Annotated in this window: 18 protein-coding genes; 5 read left to right on the top strand and 13 right to left on the bottom strand. The window is 55.0% G+C overall.

The window, feature by feature from the left end; translation table 11 throughout:
• Position 1: 1 nt before the first annotated feature.
• From B3M32_RS12190 to hisE, 9 genes are all read right to left on the bottom strand, one after another.
• The gene (locus B3M32_RS12190) at positions 2-718 is read right to left on the bottom strand and encodes a lysophospholipid acyltransferase family protein (RefSeq protein ID WP_290747282.1); all 717 of its coding nucleotides are present in this window, start codon (positions 716-718) and stop codon (positions 2-4) included.
• A 119-nt stretch (positions 719-837) separates the two neighbouring features.
• Positions 838-1,839, bottom strand: coding sequence for a dihydroorotase (pyrC, locus tag B3M32_RS12195; RefSeq protein ID WP_290747284.1), 1,002 nt, complete (start codon positions 1,837-1,839; stop codon positions 838-840).
• 126 nt (positions 1,840-1,965) lie between these two features.
• Positions 1,966-2,778 carry an ABC transporter ATP-binding protein gene (locus B3M32_RS12200; RefSeq protein WP_290747286.1) on the bottom strand — a complete coding sequence of 271 codons (813 nt, stop codon included), beginning with the start codon at positions 2,776-2,778 and terminating at the stop codon, positions 1,966-1,968.
• Positions 2,778-3,656, bottom strand: coding sequence for an MlaE family ABC transporter permease (locus B3M32_RS12205; RefSeq protein ID WP_290747288.1), 879 nt, complete (start codon positions 3,654-3,656; stop codon positions 2,778-2,780). The genes B3M32_RS12200 and B3M32_RS12205 overlap by 1 nt, the downstream gene beginning before the upstream one ends.
• Positions 3,637-4,284 carry a ribosome biogenesis GTP-binding protein YihA/YsxC gene (gene yihA, locus B3M32_RS12210; protein ID WP_290747291.1) on the bottom strand — a complete coding sequence of 216 codons (648 nt, stop codon included), beginning with the start codon at positions 4,282-4,284 and terminating at the stop codon, positions 3,637-3,639. The genes B3M32_RS12205 and yihA overlap by 20 nt, the downstream gene beginning before the upstream one ends.
• Complete coding sequence (gene recR, locus B3M32_RS12215) at positions 4,281-4,877, bottom strand: recombination mediator RecR (RefSeq protein WP_290747293.1); 597 nt, start codon at positions 4,875-4,877, stop codon at positions 4,281-4,283. The genes yihA and recR overlap by 4 nt, the downstream gene beginning before the upstream one ends.
• A complete protein-coding gene (locus B3M32_RS12220; RefSeq protein ID WP_290747296.1) occupies positions 4,867-6,102 on the bottom strand; it encodes an EAL and HDOD domain-containing protein in 1,236 nt (411 codons plus the stop codon). Before B3M32_RS12220 ends, recR begins: the two co-directional genes overlap by 11 nt.
• A gap of 145 nt (positions 6,103-6,247) precedes the next feature.
• A complete protein-coding gene (gene hisG, locus B3M32_RS12225) occupies positions 6,248-7,087 on the bottom strand; it encodes an ATP phosphoribosyltransferase (protein WP_290747298.1) in 840 nt (279 codons plus the stop codon).
• The gene (hisE, locus tag B3M32_RS12230; RefSeq protein ID WP_290747300.1) at positions 7,084-7,344 is read right to left on the bottom strand and encodes a phosphoribosyl-ATP diphosphatase; all 261 of its coding nucleotides are present in this window, start codon (positions 7,342-7,344) and stop codon (positions 7,084-7,086) included. Before hisE ends, hisG begins: the two co-directional genes overlap by 4 nt.
• A gap of 141 nt (positions 7,345-7,485) precedes the next feature.
• Between hisE and B3M32_RS12235 the strand changes: the two genes are divergently transcribed.
• Positions 7,486-8,715 carry a hypothetical protein gene (locus tag B3M32_RS12235; protein ID WP_290747302.1) on the top strand — a complete coding sequence of 410 codons (1,230 nt, stop codon included), beginning with the start codon at positions 7,486-7,488 and terminating at the stop codon, positions 8,713-8,715.
• 9 nt (positions 8,716-8,724) lie between these two features.
• On the opposite strand, the gene B3M32_RS12240 is transcribed toward B3M32_RS12235, so the two are convergent.
• From B3M32_RS12240 to B3M32_RS12255, 4 genes are all read right to left on the bottom strand, one after another.
• The gene (locus tag B3M32_RS12240) at positions 8,725-9,459 is read right to left on the bottom strand and encodes a methyltransferase domain-containing protein (protein ID WP_290747341.1); all 735 of its coding nucleotides are present in this window, start codon (positions 9,457-9,459) and stop codon (positions 8,725-8,727) included.
• Complete coding sequence (locus tag B3M32_RS12245; RefSeq protein WP_290747304.1) at positions 9,456-10,649, bottom strand: hypothetical protein; 1,194 nt, start codon at positions 10,647-10,649, stop codon at positions 9,456-9,458. Before B3M32_RS12245 ends, B3M32_RS12240 begins: the two co-directional genes overlap by 4 nt.
• Before the next feature lie 39 nt (positions 10,650-10,688).
• Positions 10,689-11,558, bottom strand: a complete 870-nt coding sequence (locus B3M32_RS12250) for a TIGR02147 family protein (protein WP_290747306.1) — start codon at positions 11,556-11,558, stop codon at positions 10,689-10,691.
• Positions 11,559-11,690: 132 nt separating this feature from the next.
• Entirely contained in the window at positions 11,691-12,731 is a 1,041-nt protein-coding gene (locus tag B3M32_RS12255; RefSeq protein ID WP_290747308.1) for a sigma-54 interaction domain-containing protein, read from the bottom strand.
• A 149-nt stretch (positions 12,732-12,880) separates the two neighbouring features.
• Here B3M32_RS12255 and B3M32_RS12260 point away from each other — a divergent pair, with 149 nt between their 5' ends.
• The 4 genes from B3M32_RS12260 (at position 12,881) to B3M32_RS12275 (ending at position 19,729) form a co-directional block, all read left to right on the top strand.
• The gene (locus B3M32_RS12260; protein ID WP_290747310.1) at positions 12,881-15,013 is read left to right on the top strand and encodes a glutamine synthetase III; all 2,133 of its coding nucleotides are present in this window, start codon (positions 12,881-12,883) and stop codon (positions 15,011-15,013) included.
• Positions 15,014-15,193: 180 nt separating this feature from the next.
• Complete coding sequence (locus B3M32_RS12265; protein WP_290747311.1) at positions 15,194-16,015, top strand: TIGR02147 family protein; 822 nt, start codon at positions 15,194-15,196, stop codon at positions 16,013-16,015.
• Position 16,016: 1 nt separating this feature from the next.
• The gene (locus B3M32_RS12270) at positions 16,017-17,453 is read left to right on the top strand and encodes a hypothetical protein (RefSeq protein WP_290747313.1); all 1,437 of its coding nucleotides are present in this window, start codon (positions 16,017-16,019) and stop codon (positions 17,451-17,453) included.
• Between the two features lie 47 nt (positions 17,454-17,500).
• Positions 17,501-19,729, top strand: a complete 2,229-nt coding sequence (locus B3M32_RS12275) for an NADP-dependent isocitrate dehydrogenase (RefSeq protein WP_290747315.1) — start codon at positions 17,501-17,503, stop codon at positions 19,727-19,729.
• Positions 19,730-19,734 lie beyond the last annotated feature (5 nt).

Consider the following 19,734-nt stretch of genomic DNA (forward strand, 5'->3'; position numbering starts at 1 on the left):
ACTAGGCCTCCTTTGCTGTGCCGCTTGCGGCTTGCGCCTGGGCTAATTCCTGTTGCTTGTAGGGCATCGCGGATTCGATCAAATCGTGCATCTCGTCGCGCAGTTCGCCCATCGGCTTGTTTGCGTAGTCTTCGCCCTTCACCATCGGGTGTATAACCATCTTGACTTCGCCTCCGCGAATGGACCACTTGACCTTCGGGAGGATTTCACCCGTGTTCACGAGGGTGATGGGGAGAATGTCGAAATGCTGCTCCTTGGCCATGCGGAAAATCCCGTTTTGGAACTTGAGCATGTGGCCGTCCTCGGTGCGGTGGCCTTCGGGGAATACCGTGAAGTTGTATCCTTTCGCGATGCGTTCGGCGACCATCTTGCCCATGCCGGCGTTCTTGCGCGGGTCCTTGTGGACGGGAATGCAACCGATGGAACTGATGACCCATCCAAATACGGGAGCCTTCCATAGGCTTGCCTTTGCCATGAAGGCGGCATTGCCTATTGCGGGCCAGATGACGTTGATGTCGAGGAAACTCTGGTGGTTTGCCACGATGACGAACCCCTTGCGGCCCTTGGGAATGTTCTCTTCGCCTTCGATCTTGAGGGTGATATGGAACAGCTTGAAGGCGATGTGCGTAAAGAAGAACTGGCAGACGTTCGTGATTTCTTCCCTGTGGCCGCGGATGTAACCCTTGTAGATGATATAGGGGATGCCGAGGATTAACATGCCGGTAACGACGATGAGATAGTATAAAGTTGCAAGAAATGCACGATAAACAGACATAGGATTCCTGGGGTTGATATCTATGTCTATAATGTATATTTTTTGCGCGGAAAGGACAAACGCTACTTGATTTTCCACTCAAGTGTCTGGCCCGCGGCAAGCGGGACGACGCCGTTCACCACGAGGGGGACTGTCCATGCTTCTTTCACGACCTCGATCTGCTTTGTGGTGCGCGGAATGCCGTAGAAATCGGCTCCGAAACCGGCGATAAAATTCGCTAGCTTGTCCAGGTGCCCGGCCTTCTCGAATTCCTGTACCAACAGCGGGATGGCCACGGGAGCGCTGTAGACGCCCGCCGCCCCGCACGGACATTCCTTCTTGCCCAGCTGGTGCGGGGCGGAGTCCGTGCCGAGAAAGAACTTCGGGTTGCCGCTGAAGGCGGCTTCGCGGATTGCGGCACGGTCTTCAGGCCGCTTCGGCAAGGGCTTGCAGAAGTGGTGCGGCCTGAGGGCGTCTCCGACGATGTCGTCGAGAGTCATCATCAGGTGGTGCACCGTGAAGGTGGCCGCCACGTTTGCGGGCAGGCGCTTTACCGCCTCGACCGACTTTGCGGAACTCAAGTGCTCAAAGACGATTTTCAGCTTTGGGAACTTTGCGGTGAGCGTTTCCACGCGCTTGATAAATGCGGGTTCGCGGTCCAGGCAGAACTCGCCCGGTTCCTCGCCGTGTACGCACAGCACGAGTCCGAGCTTTTCCATCATGGCGACCACGGGGAAAACGGCTTCAAAGTCACTGATGCCGTCGGCGCTGTTCGTGGTGACGCCCGCGGGGTAGTACTTGCCTGCGACAACACCCACAGCCATCATGTCCTTCAGATCTTGTTCTGTGTAGTTCGGGTTCAGCTTGAACGTCATGAGCGGTTCAAAGTCCGGACGCACGCTTTTTGCCGCGTCCATAATCTGCGCCTTGTATTCGGCAATCGCCTTCGCGGAAGTCATCGCGGGGACGGTGTTCGGCATGATGATGGCACGCCCGAACTGGCTGACAAGGTCGCGTACGTAACCGGGCATGAGTTCGCCCTGGCGCAGGTGGGCATGGAAGTCGTCTGGAAGGGGGAGAAACATTGAAAATTCCTTTTTTGTGATACAATATAGGAACTAATGTGGGATGATTGATAATTGATGATTGATGATTGATGATTGATAATTATCCATTATCCATTATCAATTATACATTGTGCCGAAGGCGCTCTACCCGCTGGTGCGTAGGTCGCGGAACAGTTCCTTGGAAATGTCGTTGTTGGCATGGAGCCAGTAGTCGAAGGGATGGGGTTCCGTCAATTTTTTCTGGTACAAGAAACAAAGATTGCAACCCAGTTCCTTCGCTATCATCAGGTCGTGCGTGATGATGATGATGGACGTCTTGAACAGCGTACGCATGTTGTCGATAAGCGGCAAAAGGTTGCGGCGGTTGTAGTTGTCGAGCCCTGCGGTGGGTTCGTCCATTAAAAGTAGCTCCGGGTCCATGGCCCAGGAACGGGCGATGGCGACGCGCTTCTGCATGCCTACGCTCAGCTGGTGCGGGAAAAAGTTCGCAAAATCCCTGACGCGCATGAGGTCCATGGCCATGTTGATTTTTTCTTCGATTTCCTGGGCGGTTCCCTTTTTATGGTATCGCAACGGAAGGGCGATGTTGTCGCGTACGCGCAGGTTCGATATCAGGGCCCCGTTCTGGAAAACGAGCCCGACTTGCCTCTTGGCAATTTCGAGGGCGGTTTGCCTTTCCGGGGGAATATGCTCGCCAAAGTAGTACAGCTTCCCGGCGCTGGGACGGGCGATGCCGGCAATCACGCGCAGAAGGGCGCTCTTTCCTTGACCCGAAGGTCCGCCGATGCAAAGCGTCTCGCCGCGTTGCAGCACCAGGTTCGCTCCCGAAATGATTTCCCGGTCGTTGTCGCGCGTCTTGTCGAAAAACGAAAGCGAACGCGGCATCGAGAACTTCGTGCCGGCAAGCCCCTGGAAAGACAGGTGGAGGTCTTCGATTCGTAGCGCTTCGTTGTTCATCAGATAATCTTCGAAATTTCGTTGAAGTAGTCCAGGAAATAGAACAGGGAAAGAATCACGTCGGCACAAACGATATAGAAGAAGGACTTGATGACGGACTTGCCCGTAGCCTTCGGAACCTGGCGGATGTCGCGCGGAATGTTCATGGCCTGGTAGCAGGCGTTCGTCGTAATAATGCAACCGAATACGATTGGCTTGATGACGATGAAGATGAAGTCCGTCATCGAAAGCGCCTTGAGGATTTCCGTCGAGAGGTAATCCCATGTCAACTGGAGGTTCAGCGCATTTCCGGTGATTGCGGTAAGGCCCTTGATGACAAGGTAACCGGCGCCGATGGCGCTACCGCTAAAGATAATGGTCATGATGAACGTGGCGATAGTCCCGCCGATAAGGCCCGGCATTACCAGGTAACGGATGGGGTCTACGCCCATAGTCGCCAGCGCGTCGACTTCGGAATCTATAACCATGCTCCCTACGTATGTCGTGAGCGAGGAACCGCTTCGGCCCGCGATAAGGAACGCCGTGAGAATCGGCCCGAGTTCGCGGATGATCACCACCACCATGAGGTTTCCGACCACGTCGCTAAAGCCCATCTTGCCCATCATGGTCATGATTTCCACGATGACGATGGTTCCGAAAAGGGTCGCCACCACGAAAAGGACGGGGAAGATTTCTACACCCGTAAAGAAGGTCTGCAAGATGATGTTCTTGGAGTCTGTCTTGAAACTGCGGCTGGCCGAGAAGATGGACGAGATTGCACGACAAAACAGCGCGACCTGTTGACCGATGGTCCGCTGGAGCAGGAACATGCCCATCTTGTGGAAGAACCTCCCCAAGACCGTGAGCTTCGTGATGTCGTTATTCGTGTATTGTTCCATCAGTCTTGTCGACCAGCTCCTTTCCGTTTATCGCATCCAAGATTTCTTGCCAAAGCGGTTCGAGGCCGTTTTTCTTGAATGAACTTACGCAAAGGGGCTTGACCGGCAGCGAAAGGCGTTCCTGGATCAACTTCAGGTTCTTCGCCAATTCCGACTGGTTCACCTTGTCCCGCTTACTGGCGATAACCAGGACTGGGCACCCCGTGGCACGGATACTTTCCACCGTTTCGATATCGATGGGCGTTCCTCCGTGGCGTATGTCCACCAAGTAGACAAGCCCACGCAAATCCTTGCACTTCTCCACGTAATCGCGGATAAAGTCAGACATTTCATCGCGTTTGGCGTTGCTCACCTTGGCAAAGCCTACACCTGGTAAATCTACAAGAAAAAACGCCTTGTTGATTCTAAAAAAATTAATTTCTCGCGTTTTTCCGGGGGTGGAGCTGGTTTTTACAAGATTTTTCTGCCCCGTCAGGGCGTTCAGCAGCGACGACTTGCCCACATTCGAACGTCCGAGGAACGCAACCTGCGGCAGCCTTTCGTTCGGAAGGCCTTTCAGCGATACTGCCGATTTGACGAATTCCGCGCTGAATATGGTAAAATCGCCGAATTTTACGGGGCTCATCATAGGCTCACCCTTCCTTCGAATGCGCGCAGCATGGTGACTTCGTCAATGAATTCCAGATCGCTCCCCATGGGGATGCCTCGGGCGAGTCTTGTGCGCTTGACGTTTGTCCCGGACAGCATGCGGTCGATCATCAGGGCGGTGCTGTCGGCTTCGGGACTAGAACCAAGCGCGAGGACCAGTTCTTCTATACCTTCTTCCTTGACTCGGGAAACCAGTTGGGACAGGTGAAGGTCTTCGGGACCGATGCCGTCAAGCGGAGAAAGAACTCCGCCAAGAACAAAGTAAAGTCCCTTGAAGATGCCGGAGCGTTCGAACGGGATGATGTCGGAACTCTTTTCGACGACGCATAGGGACTTTGCTCCCGCACGTGAGGTGCAGGTCGGACAGACGTCCATGTCGGTAAACGCATGGCAATGCGGACATGGGTGGACCTTTTCGATGGCGTTCGTCAAGTTGCCGGCAAACCTCTCGACGTCGGTCTTGGGACGCGTCAGTACATGGTACGCCAAGCGGCGGGCCGTTTTCTGGCCGATGCCAGGAAGGCTCGCGAATTCGGCAATCAGCGCCTCGAGACTTTCCGGTTCAACGTTCATGGGCCCACGTGTATGCGTCGTTCACGCAACGGTTCAGGAGTGTAGAAGAAATCTTGAGTTCTGCGAGAAGGCTTATGATTTTTGCCTGGTCGTCTTGTTCCACGGCGTCGGCGAGCTGGAGCAGTTTGCCGAGACGGCCGGAGCGCTGCAATAGGGCTTCGCGGATGTCTTCGTCGGCACACGATTCCGTAAGGATGCTTTCGAGCGGGGCGCCTACGAGTGCGTCCATACGGCTGATGAGTCCGACCATGAACGCCTTGGCGGGCAAGTCGTTGTCGGTGCCGCTGAGCACACGAGCCAGGATTTCGAGGAACTTCGCTCGGTGGCTGGCGTTCTGGAACAGCGGGGAACTCTGCGGCGTCATTCCCATCTCGGGGCGCGCGTAGAGCATGAGCATGAGCCATTCCTGGATGTTGCGCATGCCAATCCAGACGATGGCGTCGCGGACGTTCGAAATATCGCGGCCGCGATACTGGGCGTCGGAGTTTACGAAGCGCAGCAGGTTCGCGGCGACATCCCCGTTGTTGGCGAAGCAGTCGCACAGCTCGTCGAGGTCGGGATGCTTACGCAAAAGCAAAAGGATGCGGAGGATGGCGGCCGAAGTCGCGTCGATTTTTTTGCCGGTCACCAGTTCGGGCTTGGCGAAGAAGAATCCCTGGAAGTAGTCGTAGCCGTCTTTCAGGCGCATCTTGAAACAGGCTTTCGTTTCGACTTTCTCGGCGAGGATCTTGATGTTCTTTGCCTTGAAGAATTTTGCCGCGTCGGCGAGCGCCTTGTCGTCGTTGTCGACGAGGTCCATCTTCACGTAGGAGACGTACGGGAATAGCGGTTCGCAGCGTTTCAAGAAATCTTCGTTGAAGATGAAGTCGTCCAGCGCCAGTTCAAAACCGCGCGCCCTGTAGCGTTCTACGGCTTTTACCAGGGAGTCGTCGACTTCGACATCTTCCAGGATTTCCAGGACAAAACAGCGGGGGTTCAACAGACCGAATACATTGTCCAGGAGCATGTCGCGGCTACAGTTGATGAACGCCTTGTGGTCGCCGATGAGTTTCGGTAGGCCGATGTTGTTCAGGACATTTTCCAGGACCTGTGCCGTGGCGAGAACGTCGCTTGCGATGACTGCGGTATCGCTGGATGGGGAGTCACGGAACAAAAGTTCGTATGCGTAAATTTTCCCTTCTCGGTCAAGGATAGGCTGGCGTGCTAGATAGGCGAGAGAATGCATTTTTTAGACGATAGACGAAAGACGATAGACGAAAGAGATACTGGAAAAAATTAGGATTTAGGAATTATAAATTCGGAATTACTTAGTTAGGCGGCGAAGCCGCGAAAATTTCAAATCCTAATTCTGAATTATTTAACGTGCAACGCTAAATCCTCGCGCTCTTGATTCCGAACAGGAGGATACTGCGTGCTCCGGCATCCCAGAGCTTGTCCATGATGCCGTTCGCTTCTTCTTGCGGGACCATCGCCTTCACGGAATACCACTCGCGGCCGTGCAGCTTGGTCACCGTCGGGGCGTCGAGGCCCGGCGTGAGTTCACATGCTTTTTGCAGGAGCTCGGCGGGGCAGTCGTATTCGATCATCATGTACGACTGGGCCACCAGCTTACCTTCGATGCGGCGGATAAGCGTGTGGACTTCTTCGAGTTCGGTCTTCTGCGGGTTGCAGAACAGGGCCGCGTTGCTGCGGAAAAGCGGTTCGCCCACGATACGGAGTCCGGCCTGCTTCAGGGTCGTGCCGGTTTCCACCACGTCGACGATGGCATCGGCCACGCCAAGGCTCACCGAAATTTCGACGGCGCCTTCGAGCACCACGAAGTTCATGTCCTTCTTGTAGTAGCCTTCCACGATATGCGGGAAGCTCGTGGCGATGGTCTTGTCCTTGAGTTCTTCGAGCGTCTGCACCGGGCTTTCGTTCGGTACGGCGGCGCACATCTTGGAGGCGCCGAAGGGCAGGTCCAGGACCTTCACCGCGGGGCTCTTCGCCTCGGCGTTGAAGTCGATTCCGGTGATGCCGGCGTCGATAATGCCGCGGCCTACGTACATCGGGATGTCGCTCGGACGCAAGAAAAAGAATTCGATGCCGTTCTTTGTGTCGAGTTGAGTCAAAGTCTTGTAGGGCTTGGTGGCCTTGTAGCCGCAAGCCTTCAGGAGTTCCTGGGTGGGCTCAAAAAGCATGCCCTTGTTGGGGAGAGCTACCTTGATCATAGTTTTGCGTACACCTCTTCGAGAGTGAGACCTTTTTCGGCCATCATCACGGCTACGTAGTAAAGAACCTGAGAAAGTTCCAGGCACTGGGCGTCGCGGCTTTCGAACCGTGCGGCCTGCCAGCTTTCGGCAGCTTCTTCCACCAGCTTCTTGCCGATGGCGTGTGCGCCCTTCTTGAAGAGTTCCGTGGTTCCCTTTCCTTCGGGCATTTCCTTCTTGCGCTGGCAAGCCAGAGCGAACATTTCTTCAAACGTCATGATAGACCTCTTGTTTTTCTGGCCCAAAAGATAGTATTTATTCAGTGCCGGCTATGCTACGCTAATTTTACATCTGTGGCAAATAAAACAAAATTATATTTAGACGGGGCTTGTGGTGCCTATATATCAGGGGAAATGAAGATGAAAAAAATTTGTTTATTTGTGGGTTTGGCTGTTAGCGCGGTAATTCTTTGGTCTTGTGCGCGCGGCCTGGACGTGAGGGACCCGCAACTGTTCCGTACAAAGACGGGTGTCATCGGCGTGTTCCGCCAGCCGGCTTTCTATTGCAGCGAGGCCAACCCGCACTATATGCGGTTGGGAGATTCGACAGTCATTGTCAAGCCTACATGGAGCCAGGAACAAGACAACATGTTCGTTACGCCGCACAAGCCGGGCAAGGCAATCCTCTATTCCTATGCCTATACCTGCGGCGAAAACGAGAACAAGTTCGTCCTGGATACTGCCGAGACGGCAAAAAATCCTGGCCCTATCGGCGTGGTTGTCCCGGACCAGGGATTCTGCAAGATAGTCATCTCGTTCGTGCAGGGCGACAAGCTGTTCTCTCGCAACAATGACGTGCTCCACGACATGGCCGTCAAGGAAAAGCTCGGCGTCAATATCGACGAAATCCCGTTCTGCGAAGTCGTCGACAATACGGGTTCTACGGTTTCCTTCGCCGACAAGGATTCCCTGCTGAACGAACAGTACAAGGCCGCCGTTGAAGACGCCGCGGTCGCCGAGTCCGAAGAAATTTACCCGCTGCTGCAGATCGATTCGTCGAGCTATTCCGATAAGGTCTTCTGGAATACCGACAAGTCCAAGGTGCTGCTGGCGGTGCTGAACAATACGCCGGACAAGTACGAGGACGGAAGGACTATTACCCTCGAAAAAGAAGTCTGGGCGGTAAGCGAAAGGGAACTTTACCTGTGGTACAAAGAAAACAAGGCGGGAACGCATAGCTGGAGCCTCAGGCTTCGTCAGCTTTTCGGTCTCCCGAGAAAGGCCGACGTGACGCACTTCAGCCTTATCTGGGTTGACCCGAAGGATATCATCCGCCCCGCTTACGTTACCGATATCACCAGCTCGGAGATGACCACTTCGTTCAAGGACGAACTGGAAAGCGACAGCACGAATACCGACAGGATGATGTGGTACAAGAACTGGTTCGACGACGAATATGCGAAGAGCTACGTGAAGGGCAGGGAAGGTCGCACCTGGACGCGCCTGGGCTATACCTACGACTGGGGTAGTAAGGGCAGCAACAAGTATGGTTTGTCGGAATTCCTGGTTGTTCCCGGTGCCGAGGTGGAAGTCCGCTTCACCAAGAATCTCAAGTCGTATTTCCAGTGGATGAACGACCGCAACAATTAATTCCGGAAACTACTTTTTGACGAGGACCCGCCACAACTGCTGTCGGGCTTCTTTGTATTTCCGCTCGAAGGCGGTTTCGGGTTCGCTTGGCGAAAAAGGTTCGCAAAAGGCGTTGCCCTTGAGTATCCCTGCGGCCTGCGTGAACTCTCTCGCGTAAATTTCCCAGTTCGTCCTTAATTCGATCGTATCTCCGAGGGCGAGTAGCGTCGGGAATATAGGGTGCAGGTGAAAACGCCTTGTCGCTGCATTTCCCTTGGGCCACGGGTTCGGGTAGTAAAGCGCATGGTAGGGAATGCGCCAACGGCCCCGGCGGACTTCGTCTAGGGCGAGATTCCAAAAGTCCAGGAGTTCTGCGCGTACCCAGAATACGTTGTCTGGAATTTCTTCGTTGCCTGTTGCGGATTCCAGTTGTCGTCTGTTCCCGGCCTTGCATAGCCTTACCGCCGACTTGTCGATGCCGATAACCGGGACGTTCGGGTAGCGCTTGGCGATGTGGAGCGTGCTTTCGCCTGTGCCGCAGCCGGAATCCAGTACGACGGTGCGTGGGCTATCGCCCGTGCCGCTTTTCTTGTAGAACTCCGTGACAAAGTTGTCGGCTGCCGAGAAGGACACTCGCGTATGTGCGGCGATAGGGCGTAAAAAACGGGTGGACGCATGCTTGCGAACCACCTGTTCTAAATTTTTATAGGGACCTTCCTGGTTTGTGGCGACCGAACGCGCTCCGGCGCTATGCTCAGGCATCATCTTTTCCAAATGCTGAGCCTTTTGCCGCCAATAAGTTCAATATCGTCAAGCCAGATTTCGACAGTATTCTCTTCGTTGTTCGATTTGAATTTCCACACGAGCTGGTTTACGCAGGTGTAGGAATAGTTCGTGTCGAGAATGTCCGCTAGCGGCACGAGAATTTTCTGCCAGTCGCTAGAAAGCGTGAACTCGTACTGCGCGATTTCCTGGTTGCTTTTCTGCGTTTCGTCGATGGCGGCGAATACGATGGCTCCTTCGCCCTTTACGCGGAACGCCACGGTATCTACAGAAGAAATGTCGTTGCAGAGAGCCTTGTCGCTCTTGCCGAGTTCTATGCCGATGGTCGCCCAGGGCCATTGCGTGTTCCCGGTAGAATCCTTGAAGGCGTCGCCGAACGTGGCAGCCACATGGGCGACAATATTGCCGTCTTCCTCTTTTTCCAGGGTGAAGTTGTGGATTTTGTCTTTGGTGATGTATTTGGGAGTCACGTTCGAGTCGGCAAAGTTGAAGTACCACCAGCCGCCATCGTAGAAGTGCGCCGGCATAAAGCGGTTCTGGTAGTTCGAATCCTGGAAGTCGTCGAGCAACAGTGCACGGCTTTCTTCGGCGAACGTGCTCGCGGTAGAACTTTCTCCGGCAACGACCTTCAGGTAGGTGCTGCTGGATTCTTCGTTCTTCTCGTCCGGTATGAACACGAGACTCAGGGGGCCCGCCGGAAGCGAATCCATGGAGAACTTGCCGCCGCTGACCTTGGCGGAGTGATCCATGCCGCGAACCTTCACGGTGCCATCAACCTTCTTTCCGATGTCACCAGAAACGGATACAGTCGCTTCGAGCGTCCCTTCTCCCAAGTCGATGTTTTTCCCCTCGACTAGAATTTCTTTCTGGAAAGCCTTGTCCTCGAGTTTCGCTTCGAGCGTATACTCTCCGTTAGGGATATTTTCCAGCGTGATGACACCGTTTTTGTCGGCTTCATGGAATTTGGAGTCCGCGGCGTCCAGGCTTTCGCTTTCGGTAAGCTTGACCCTTGCGTTTGCAGCCGGTTTGCCTGCGACCATGATCTGCGCGGTAATTGCGTTACCGGCTTCGGTTCCGCTGGGGCCGCCGCCTGCAGTCTTGTCGTTATCGGAACAACCGATAGTGGCCAGGACAGTGATTCCAAGAAGATATGTGAACAGTCTTTTCTGCACACTGGAAAAATACAAAAAATCAAAGTTGTTTCGCATGGCCTAGCCCTCCTTCTTGGGGTTGGAGGTGCCGGAATTGTCGGCCGTGGCGGGGTCGTCGACCTTGTCCGAAAGCGGGAACATTGCGATATTCAGTGCGTAGACGCGGTCGGCGCGTTCGCTCTTGCGGGCAAACTGTAGGAGCCCGCGCCTGAATTCTTCTATGCGGCGCTTGATTTCGGGCAGGTCCGATTCGTCGGCGGTGAACACGACGCTGGAGATGTCGCGTTCTTCGGGTTTGTGGCGGTCCAGGGATTCCTGGGCGAGTTCCATGGTATGCCTGTGGAAGTCGCGGACCGCGCGGCTCTTGACTTCGCCGCCGGTAGAAAGAATCTGGTCGGTGATGTTCCAACCGTTATTGCCGTCAGGAACGACAAGGCCGAGTTGCTTCAAAATGCCGAGCGCGTTGCGGGCGTCGTCCTGGGAAATGGGCGGGTTCAGGTGTTCCGCCAGTTCAGCGATATTGCTTGTGTCTTTTGTAATGCCGATAAGGGAGCGGAGCGCGGCGCAGGCCCAGCTGCCGAAATAGGCCATCTCGGGCTGCAAAAGGACGCGTGCCTCCATGGATCGGAGTTCCATGAGCTTGTAGTAAAGCTCGGAAAGCGTTTGCTTGGCCTTGGTCTTGTTGAATCGGTAAAGAGTCTTGAAATATTCGGCCCTGCGGTCGTCGAGTCCGCAAAGGCGGATGAACACGGGGAGCGTCCCTTCGTTCAGGTGCCCTTCTTTCTGGAATACGCGAACGAGCCAGGCCGGGTCCACGCCGGTCTTCTGGCCGAGATAACGGTAGCTGGTGAACGGGTTATCCTTCTTGCTTTCGGTAAACCAGTCCTTCAGGAACTCGCGGTATTCTAGATAGTCTAATACTTCGGGCATAGCTATAAAGTACCAAAATAATAACTAAATGGATTGGCGGGCTTTTGCTTTCGTAAAGTTTCCGTTGCATTTTTTTCAACGCAGAAAATGGTGTTTTTAGCATAAAAAAGGCGTTTTTGCCTAATCGAGGCCCTATTCCTGCGACAGCCCGTACTTCTTCACCTTGTAGTGCATCATGCGGGGGCTTACGGAGAGGTCGCGGCCGGCGGCACTCAGGTTCCCGTTGTTGCGGCGCAGCGCCTCGGTGAGGATTTCCCTCTCGTAGCTTTCGAGGAGCGTCTCGAGCGAGGCGCCCCCTTCGGGGATGATGGACGTCTTGCTGGTGACGTCGGTCTGCAGCGTGGGCGGCAGGTCGTGTGAATGGATGCAGTCGTCGGTGGTGGCGAGCGCCGCGCGCTCGATGCAGTTCTCGAGTTCCTGAACGTTGCCCGGCCAGTGGTAGCTCATGAGCATGTCGATGGCGGGCGTGGAAAGGCGCGTCACGTGCTTGCCGTACTTGAGGTTCACCTGTGCGATAAAGTGTTCTGCCAACAGCAAGATGTCGCTCTTGCGCTGCGCTAGGTCGGGGAGCGTAATCTGCACGATGTTCAGGCGGTAGAAGAGGTCTTCGCGGAACAGCTTCTGCTGCATCATCTCTTCGAGATTCCTGCTCGAGGCGGCGATGAGGCGCACGTCGGAATGGAGCTGCATGTTGCCGCCCAGGCGGTTGAAGGTTTGCCCTTGCATAAAGCGCAGCAGTTTCTCTTGGTCGGGGAGGCCTAGTGCCGAGACGTCGTCGAGGAATAGCGTGCCGCCGTTCGCGACTTCTGCCTTGCCTATATGGCGCGTGTTCGCACCGAGGAATGCTCCGCGCTCGTAGCCGAAGAGTTCGCTCTCGAAGGCGCTCGCCGGGTTTCCGAAGCTTTCGCGGAGGTTCGCGCACCCGAGCACGGTGAACGGGCCCCCTTTGCGCGGGGAGAGTTCCGCGATGGTGCGGGCGGTAAGCTCCTTGCCGGTTCCGTCGTTGCCGTAAATAAGCGCGGGCGCGTCGTTGCCGGCGCACGACTTAATTTGCTTGTAAACGCTGCGCATCTCGCCGCTGTTCCCGACCATTTTGCCGGGCTTCTCGTCGATGATATCGCGCAAGGCCTTGATTTCGGCTTTCAGCCGTTCTATTTCTTCTGCTTCCGTCATTTTGTTTTACAATAATGTAATAATATACATTAATTTTACAAAAATGTAACAAAATTTCGGAAAAACACCCCGAAAATCGCGTGCCAACCCCCGTTTTTATTCCTAATTTCTTTTTCATAAAATGAAAAACGTCCCTTTAGGGGCAAAAAATGAGGTTCAAGATGAGCGTAAGCTACCGCAAAAAGACAATCAACGAAATCGCGAAGGAAGCGCCCGCGCCGACCAAGCCGGCCGCCCCGGTCAGCGTGGACTTCTACGGTGAAGACGTGTTCAACACCGAAGCCATGCGCGAGTACCTGCCCAAGGACGTCTGCGAAAAGCTGATTGCCACCATCAACGAGGGCGCCGCCCTTGACCCGAGCATCGCTGCCGACGTGGCGCACGCCATGAAAAAGTGGGCGATGGACCGCGGTGCCACGCACTTTACGCACTGGTTCCAGCCGCTCACCGGCTCTACCGCCGAGAAGCACGACTCCTTCCTGGAACCGGACGGCTGCCGCGCCATCATGGCGTTCAGCGGCAAGAACCTCATCGTCGGCGAACCGGACGCATCCTCCTTCCCGAGCGGCGGTTTGCGTTCCACGTTCGAAGCCCGCGGCTACACCGCCTGGGACCCGACTTCCCCCGCATTCATCAAGCGTCACGGTAACGGTGCAACGCTCTGCATCCCGACCGCGTTCTGCAGCTACACCGGCGAAGCGCTCGACAAAAAGACTCCGCTCCTGCGCAGTTTGCAAGCCCTTTCTAAATCCACCCGCCGCCTCATGACCTGCTTCAAGGCGGGCCCCAAGAAGACGACCGTCACGCTCGGTGCCGAACAGGAATACTTCCTAATCGACAAGCGCTTCTACCTGCAACGCCCCGACCTGTACCAGGCCGGCCGCACTCTGTTCGGTGCCGCTCCCGCGAAGCATCAACAGATGGACGACCATTACTTCGGTAGCATTCCGGCCCGCATCCTCAACTTCATGAACGAAGTCGAGACCGAACTCTGGAAGCTCGGCATTCCGGCGAAGACCCGCCACAACGAAGTCGCGCCCGCGCAGTTCGAACTCGCCCCGATGTTCGAAGAAGTGAACCTCGCTTGCGACCACAACATGATGATTATGGAAGTGCTCCGCAACGTGGCCGACAAGAATGGCCTCGTCTGCTTGCTGCACGAAAAGCCCTTCGCCGGCGTGAACGGTTCCGGCAAGCACAACAACTGGTCCGTGTCTTACGGCAAGGGCAACCTGCTCAATCCGGGCAAGGACCCGCACCAGAACGCCGTGTTCCTCACCACGCTCTGCGCCATCATTTATGCCGTCGACACCCATGCTGACTTGCTCCGCATGACAACCGCCGGCGCCGGCAACGACCACCGCCTCGGTGCGAATGAAGCTCCTCCGGCAATCGTCTCCATGTTCCTCGGCGACCAATTGATGGACGTCATCGAACAGATTGAACAAGGCGTGCCCAAGTCCTCTAAGCAAGCCGGAGCATTGCGCATCGGTGCCGACATGCTCCCGGCTTTGCCGCGCGACGCTACCGACCGCAACAGGACTTCTCCGTTCGCCTTCACCGGCAACAAGTTCGAATTCCGCGCTCCGGGTAGTAGCCAAAGCTGCTCCGAACCGAACGTGGTCCTGAATACGATTGTGGCCGAGGCTTTCGACATGATTTCTGAACAGCTCGAGAAGCTCGACGAGAAGAACTTCCACACGGGCCTGCAAAAGATTTTGCAGAAGATCGTGAAGGAACACAAGCGCGTGATCTTCAATGGCAACGGCTATACCGACGAATGGATTGCCGAAGCGCAGCGCCGTGGACTCCCGAATATCCGCACCTCCGTGGAAGCCCTCAAGGCCCTCACGAAGGAAGAGAATATTCAGTTGTTCGAAAAGTACGGTGTGATGAACCGTCGCGAAATGGAGTCCCGCTACGAAATCAACGTCGAAGATTTCCACAAGAGAATCCACATCGAAGGCGAAGTCTGCCGCGACATGGCCAAAAACATCATCTTGCCGAAGGTGGTGGAGGCTTACTCCAGCGCACTCAAGACGAACGAAATGGCTCTGAACCAGGGCTTCCCCGGCGTCGATGCCTACGTGAAGTCGCTTGGCGAAGGCGTCAAGAACCTGAGTGCCGCCATCGCCACGATGGAAAGCTCGCTCGAAGGCGAACACGAAGGAATCATCGCCGCGATGGCAGACCTCCGCAAGGTCGTCGATGGCCTCGAAAAGGTTGTCCCCGACGAGATGTGGCCTTTGCCGAAGTATCGCGAGATGTTGTTTATTTATTAATACTTGGATCAAGGACTGGGGAGGGTGAAAACTTTCCCCTTTTTTTATATGATACACGGTGTATTATTACGAAGAAGATTTTTTAGAAAATTTCTAAAAATGCAGTTTTTCGCCTGAAAAAAGTAGTGTTGTATTATAAGAAGTATTGATTTTTCTGCCGGACGAGAGTAAATTATTGGTATGAAACCAATAATTGAATATCAGGACTATCGCAAGTACATGCGCGATTTTTACGAGGAGCGTAAACGCTGTTCGGTGTTTTCTTGGCGAGAGTTTTCACGTTTGGCGGGATTCTCTTCCCCCAATTACATAAAGCTTGTGTGCGAAGGCAGGAGCCGTTTGAGCAAGAAGGGTGTCGAAGGGGTAGCCGATGCCATGGGGCTCGAAGGTGCCGACCGCGACTATTTCCGCGTCATGGAACATTTTGGCGATGCGCGCAACGACGTAAAGAAGATGCAGGCATTTAACGAGATGCAGAAAATCGCGAAGGAGAACCGTTTGCGTGTTGTTGATGCGGAGGCGTTCAAGTATTTTGAATCGTGGGTGAATCCCGTGCTGCGCGAACTCGCCCCGATTATGCCGGGCGCAAAACCGCTCGAACTCGCGCGACAGTGCTACCCGGTGGTGAGTGCCGCCGAAGTCCGCCAGTCCCTGGACTTCATGGTGCATGCGGATTTCTTGAGGAAGGTCGGCGAGGATACCTACGAGCAGACCGAAAAAGTCGTGACGGGCTCTTCCGAGGCAATCCCGCTGGCATTACGCTCGATGAACCGCCAGATGTCGAAATTCGCGACCTCGGCAATTGACAACGTACCGCCGGAAAAACGCCATATCGCCGGTGTTACGCTTGGATTGTCCGAATCTACGTACAAGTGGCTGGTGCAGAAACTTGAAGTGCTCCGGCATCAGGTGGTTGCCATCGCAGCCAAGGAAAAGGAATACGATAAGGTTTATCGCTTGAATTTGCAACTGTTCCCGCTGACCAAGGGGAAGGAGGCTTAAGATGAAGAGTATGGGTAAAATAATCCTGGCGGGATTGGCTGCCTTTGGGGCGGCATGTTCCAACGATGCGAGTGTTGAGCCGGATGTTTCCGGGGCTACTACGGAACCGAGCACTTCGCCGACGGCGCAATTGACGGAAGAACAGAAAGCGGTGCTTGAAAAGTCGTTCTACTCCCTTCTCGATACGATAATAGCGGTTCCCGATAATGTGGATGACATGGGGGTCGAAGTGGATCCAAAAACGGTTGCGCAATATAAGTTGATGTATCCGTTCTTTGGCATAATTCCGGATACGACATTTGCCTATCCAAGTCTGGATGGACGTAGAAAGTGCAATGTTTCGACTTTTTCTGCCGAACTTGGTATGGAATTCTCGCAATCGCTTGACACGGGCAATGTCTACTATAGTGATACCTATAACAAGAAACATTATTCCAGTACGATTGCAATCAAGGTGTTGGATGTAGATGGTGATTCGGTCGTTATGGAGACGGTTGGTTCTACCACCTACTGGGGCTATGACGCCTCGTGTTCCGAATTCTTGACTCGTTTTAAACAGTCTTGTACCGCGTCTAACGGAATCTTTAAGGATTTTGGAGACGGGTGCCGGAATCTGAACCTGAGCTTGGCATGCTCCATGATAATTCCTGAAGGAAAAACTCCTGGCGAAGTCATTGATTCTCTTACGGGAGAATACAAAAATGCATGTAGAGAAGATTCTCTCAAATATGCTGCCGTCGACGATGACAAGAACGCTCCGAAAGGTTGCTCCGGTGGAGGGAGCGGCGGCGAAAACGGTGAGGTCGCTTATTACGGCGATTGCCCCCTGCCCGAAGACAATTTTAATGCGGAACTTGACAGTCTCAATAGAATATGGCGCACCAATTTGAGCAGAACGTTTGACGCCTACCAAAAACAGTTCGCCGTTTACAAAGATGTCGTTGACGGAATGGTGTACCTGCGTCATTACCCGGAACTTGTCTTTGGTGACGGCTCTGCGTACAATACCTTCCCAGATGCAGCCGAAGCCCGGCCTTACAAGAACGAAGGCATTTACCGCCTGCCCGATTCCCTGGTAAGTGTATTTTTCCCGGAGGCCGCAAGATGCCCTTACGTGTTCGATGCACCCCAAAGACACTCGCAAATCTATTACATAATCGTGCTGAAAGATGTCGGCGCCAAAGGGCACATTTTGAACAAAGTTGACGCGAGCGGAATTTACGTAAGGGACATCTTGAAGAGTGGTGAAAATTGCCCCGAAGACACGACCGAGCATTATTCCGTCTATTTGATCAGGGGCGCTGCAGAATGGGATGTTAGCGACAAGCAAATCATCAGGGAAACTTACGTAAGTACTCTTTGGAACTGCAACGACCCCGAAAGCCTTGAGCGGATTGAGCCGTATGGCGAATGGACGTCTCGCGACGGATTCATCTGACCACGCCAAGGGACCTCACCTGTTTATTTTTCTATCTTTGTATTCGTATGAATACAAAGATTTATTATACCCTTACCGACGAGTCGCCCTTCCTTGCGACGCAATCCCTCCTCCCGATAGTAACCGCTTTCGCGAAGACTGCGGATATCGACGTGGAGGCCAAGAACATCTCGCTTCCGGCGCGTATCCTCGCGGCTTTCGCCGATACGCTCCCCGCGGGCACGACATTTGCCGGCAAGCCTGTGACCGACGATCTTGCTTTCCTCGGCGCGCTTACGCTCAAGCCTGAGGCGAACATCATCAAGCTCCCGAATATTTCGGCTTCCGTGCCGCAGCTCAAGGCGGCCATTGCCGAGCTTCAGAAGAACGGCTATGCGTTGCCCGATTATCCGGATGCCCCCGCGAACGACGAGGAGAAGGCTATCCGCGCCCGCTACGACAAGGTGAAGGGCTCCGCGGTGAACCCGGTGCTCCGCCAGGGCAACTCCGACCGTCGCGCCCCGAATGCGGTGAAGAACTTTGCCCGTAACAACCCGCACAGCAACGGCACGTGGAATGCCTCCGTGAAGACGCACGTCGCGAGCATGCAGGCCGATGACTTCTACGGAAACGAAAAGTCCATCACGCTTGCCGATGCCGACACGTTCAAGATTGAATTCGTGGATGTTAACGGCGCCGTTACCGAACTCCGTGCCGCAAAGCCGCTCCTGAAGGGAGAAATCCTCGACGCGACGGTGATGCGCATGGCTTCTCTCGAAAAGTTCATTGCCGATGCGATGGCCGAAGCCAAGGCCAAGGGACTCCTCTTCTCGGTGCACCTGAAGGCGACCATGATGAAGGTCTCTGACCCGGTGTTGTTCGGGGCCTTTGTGCGCGTGTTCTTCAAGGACGTGTTCACGAAGTACGCCGACCTGTTCAAGGAACTCGGAATTGACGCGAACAACGGCCTGGGCGATTTGTACAAGCGTCTCGAAGGCAATGCTCGCGAGGCTGAAGTTCGCGCAGCCATCGATGCCGCACTCGCTAACGGCCCGGACCTCGCCATGGTCGATTCCGCGAAGGGCGTTACGAATTTGCACGTGCCGAGCGACGTGATTATCGACGCCTCGATGCCCGCGATGATTAGGAATTCCGGTTGCATGTGGAACAAGGATGGTAAGCTGCAAGAGACGATTGCCTGCATTCCGGACCGCTGCTACGCTGGAATCTACGACGAAACGATTGAATTCTGCAAGAAGAACGGCGCATTCGACCCGAAGACGATGGGTACCGTGCCGAACGTGGGCCTCATGGCGCAGGGTGCCGAAGAATACGGTAGCCACGACAAGACGTTTGTCGCCAAGGCAAAGGGCGTTATCCGCGCCGTGAACGGCAAGGGCGAAGTGCTTCTGCAGCAGGACGTGGAAGCCGGCGATATCTTCCGTATGTGCCAGGCGAAGGACGCTCCTATCCGTGACTGGGTGAAGCTCGCCGTGACCCGCGCCCGCGTCAGCAATACTCCGGCGATTTTCTGGCTCGACCCGAACCGCGCGCATGACCGCGAAATACAGAAGAAGGTCGAGGCCTACCTGCCCGAACACGACCTGAACGGCCTCGACATCAAGATCATGAGCCCGCGCAAGGCCATTGTCGAGACGATGAAGCGCGCGAAGGCCGGCCTCGATACCATCGGTGTCACCGGCAACGTGATGCGCGACTACCTCACTGACCTCTTCCCGATTCTTGAAGTCGGAACGTCCGCGAAGATGCTTTCCATCGTGCCGCTCATGGCCGGCGGTGGCCTCTTCGAGACGGGTGCTGGCGGCTCTGCTCCCAAGCAGGTGCAGCAGTTCCTCGCCGAGAATTACCTCCGCTGGGATTCCCTCGGGGAATACTTCGCGCTGGTGCCGTCGTTCGAGCAGGTCGCAACGCAGACCGGCAACAAGAAGGCGCAGGTCCTGGCCGATACGCTCGATGCCGCGAACGGCAAGATTCTCGAATTCAACCGCACGCCAGCCCGCAAGATTGGCGAACTCGACAACCGCGGCTCGCACTTCTACCTCGCGATGTACTGGGCCCGTGCCCTTGCAGACCAGAAGGCCGATGCGGAACTCGCCGCGAAGTTCGCGCCTGTCGCCGATGCGCTCGAGTCCCGCGAATCTGAAATTGTCGCTGCCTTCGCCAAGGAACAGGGACAACCTGCGGATATAGGCGGCTATTACCTGCCTAAAGCGGGCCTTTTGAAGAAATGGCTCCGTCCGGTGGCGGAATTCAACGAAGTTATTGACGCTGTCTAATCCGG

The sequence above is a fragment of the Fibrobacter sp. UBA4309 genome, from assembly GCF_002395745.1.
Taxonomy (GTDB): Bacteria; Fibrobacterota; Fibrobacteria; order Fibrobacterales; family Fibrobacteraceae; genus Fibrobacter.

Coding starts and splice junctions, on each gene's coding strand:
- B3M32_RS12240 (WP_290747341.1), bottom strand. CDS start 9,459: ATGATGCCTGAGCATAGCGCCGGAGCGCGTTCGGTCGCCACAAACCAG.
- hisG (WP_290747298.1), bottom strand. CDS start 7,087: ATGATCAAGGTAGCTCTCCCCAACAAGGGCATGCTTTTTGAGCCCACC.
- B3M32_RS12205 (WP_290747288.1), bottom strand. CDS start 3,656: ATGGAACAATACACGAATAACGACATCACGAAGCTCACGGTCTTGGGG.
- B3M32_RS12220 (WP_290747296.1), bottom strand. CDS start 6,102: ATGCATTCTCTCGCCTATCTAGCACGCCAGCCTATCCTTGACCGAGAA.
- B3M32_RS12265 (WP_290747311.1), top strand. CDS start 15,194: ATGAAACCAATAATTGAATATCAGGACTATCGCAAGTACATGCGCGAT.
- B3M32_RS12200 (WP_290747286.1), bottom strand. CDS start 2,778: ATGAACAACGAAGCGCTACGAATCGAAGACCTCCACCTGTCTTTCCAG.
- B3M32_RS12270 (WP_290747313.1), top strand. CDS start 16,017: ATGAAGAGTATGGGTAAAATAATCCTGGCGGGATTGGCTGCCTTTGGG.
- yihA (WP_290747291.1), bottom strand. CDS start 4,284: ATGATGAGCCCCGTAAAATTCGGCGATTTTACCATATTCAGCGCGGAA.
- B3M32_RS12235 (WP_290747302.1), top strand. CDS start 7,486: ATGAAAAAAATTTGTTTATTTGTGGGTTTGGCTGTTAGCGCGGTAATT.
- B3M32_RS12255 (WP_290747308.1), bottom strand. CDS start 12,731: ATGACGGAAGCAGAAGAAATAGAACGGCTGAAAGCCGAAATCAAGGCC.
- pyrC (WP_290747284.1), bottom strand. CDS start 1,839: ATGTTTCTCCCCCTTCCAGACGACTTCCATGCCCACCTGCGCCAGGGC.
- B3M32_RS12190 (WP_290747282.1), bottom strand. CDS start 718: ATGTTAATCCTCGGCATCCCCTATATCATCTACAAGGGTTACATCCGC.
- B3M32_RS12260 (WP_290747310.1), top strand. CDS start 12,881: ATGAGGTTCAAGATGAGCGTAAGCTACCGCAAAAAGACAATCAACGAA.
- recR (WP_290747293.1), bottom strand. CDS start 4,877: ATGAACGTTGAACCGGAAAGTCTCGAGGCGCTGATTGCCGAATTCGCG.
- hisE (WP_290747300.1), bottom strand. CDS start 7,344: ATGACGTTTGAAGAAATGTTCGCTCTGGCTTGCCAGCGCAAGAAGGAA.
- B3M32_RS12275 (WP_290747315.1), top strand. CDS start 17,501: ATGAATACAAAGATTTATTATACCCTTACCGACGAGTCGCCCTTCCTT.
- B3M32_RS12250 (WP_290747306.1), bottom strand. CDS start 11,558: ATGCCCGAAGTATTAGACTATCTAGAATACCGCGAGTTCCTGAAGGAC.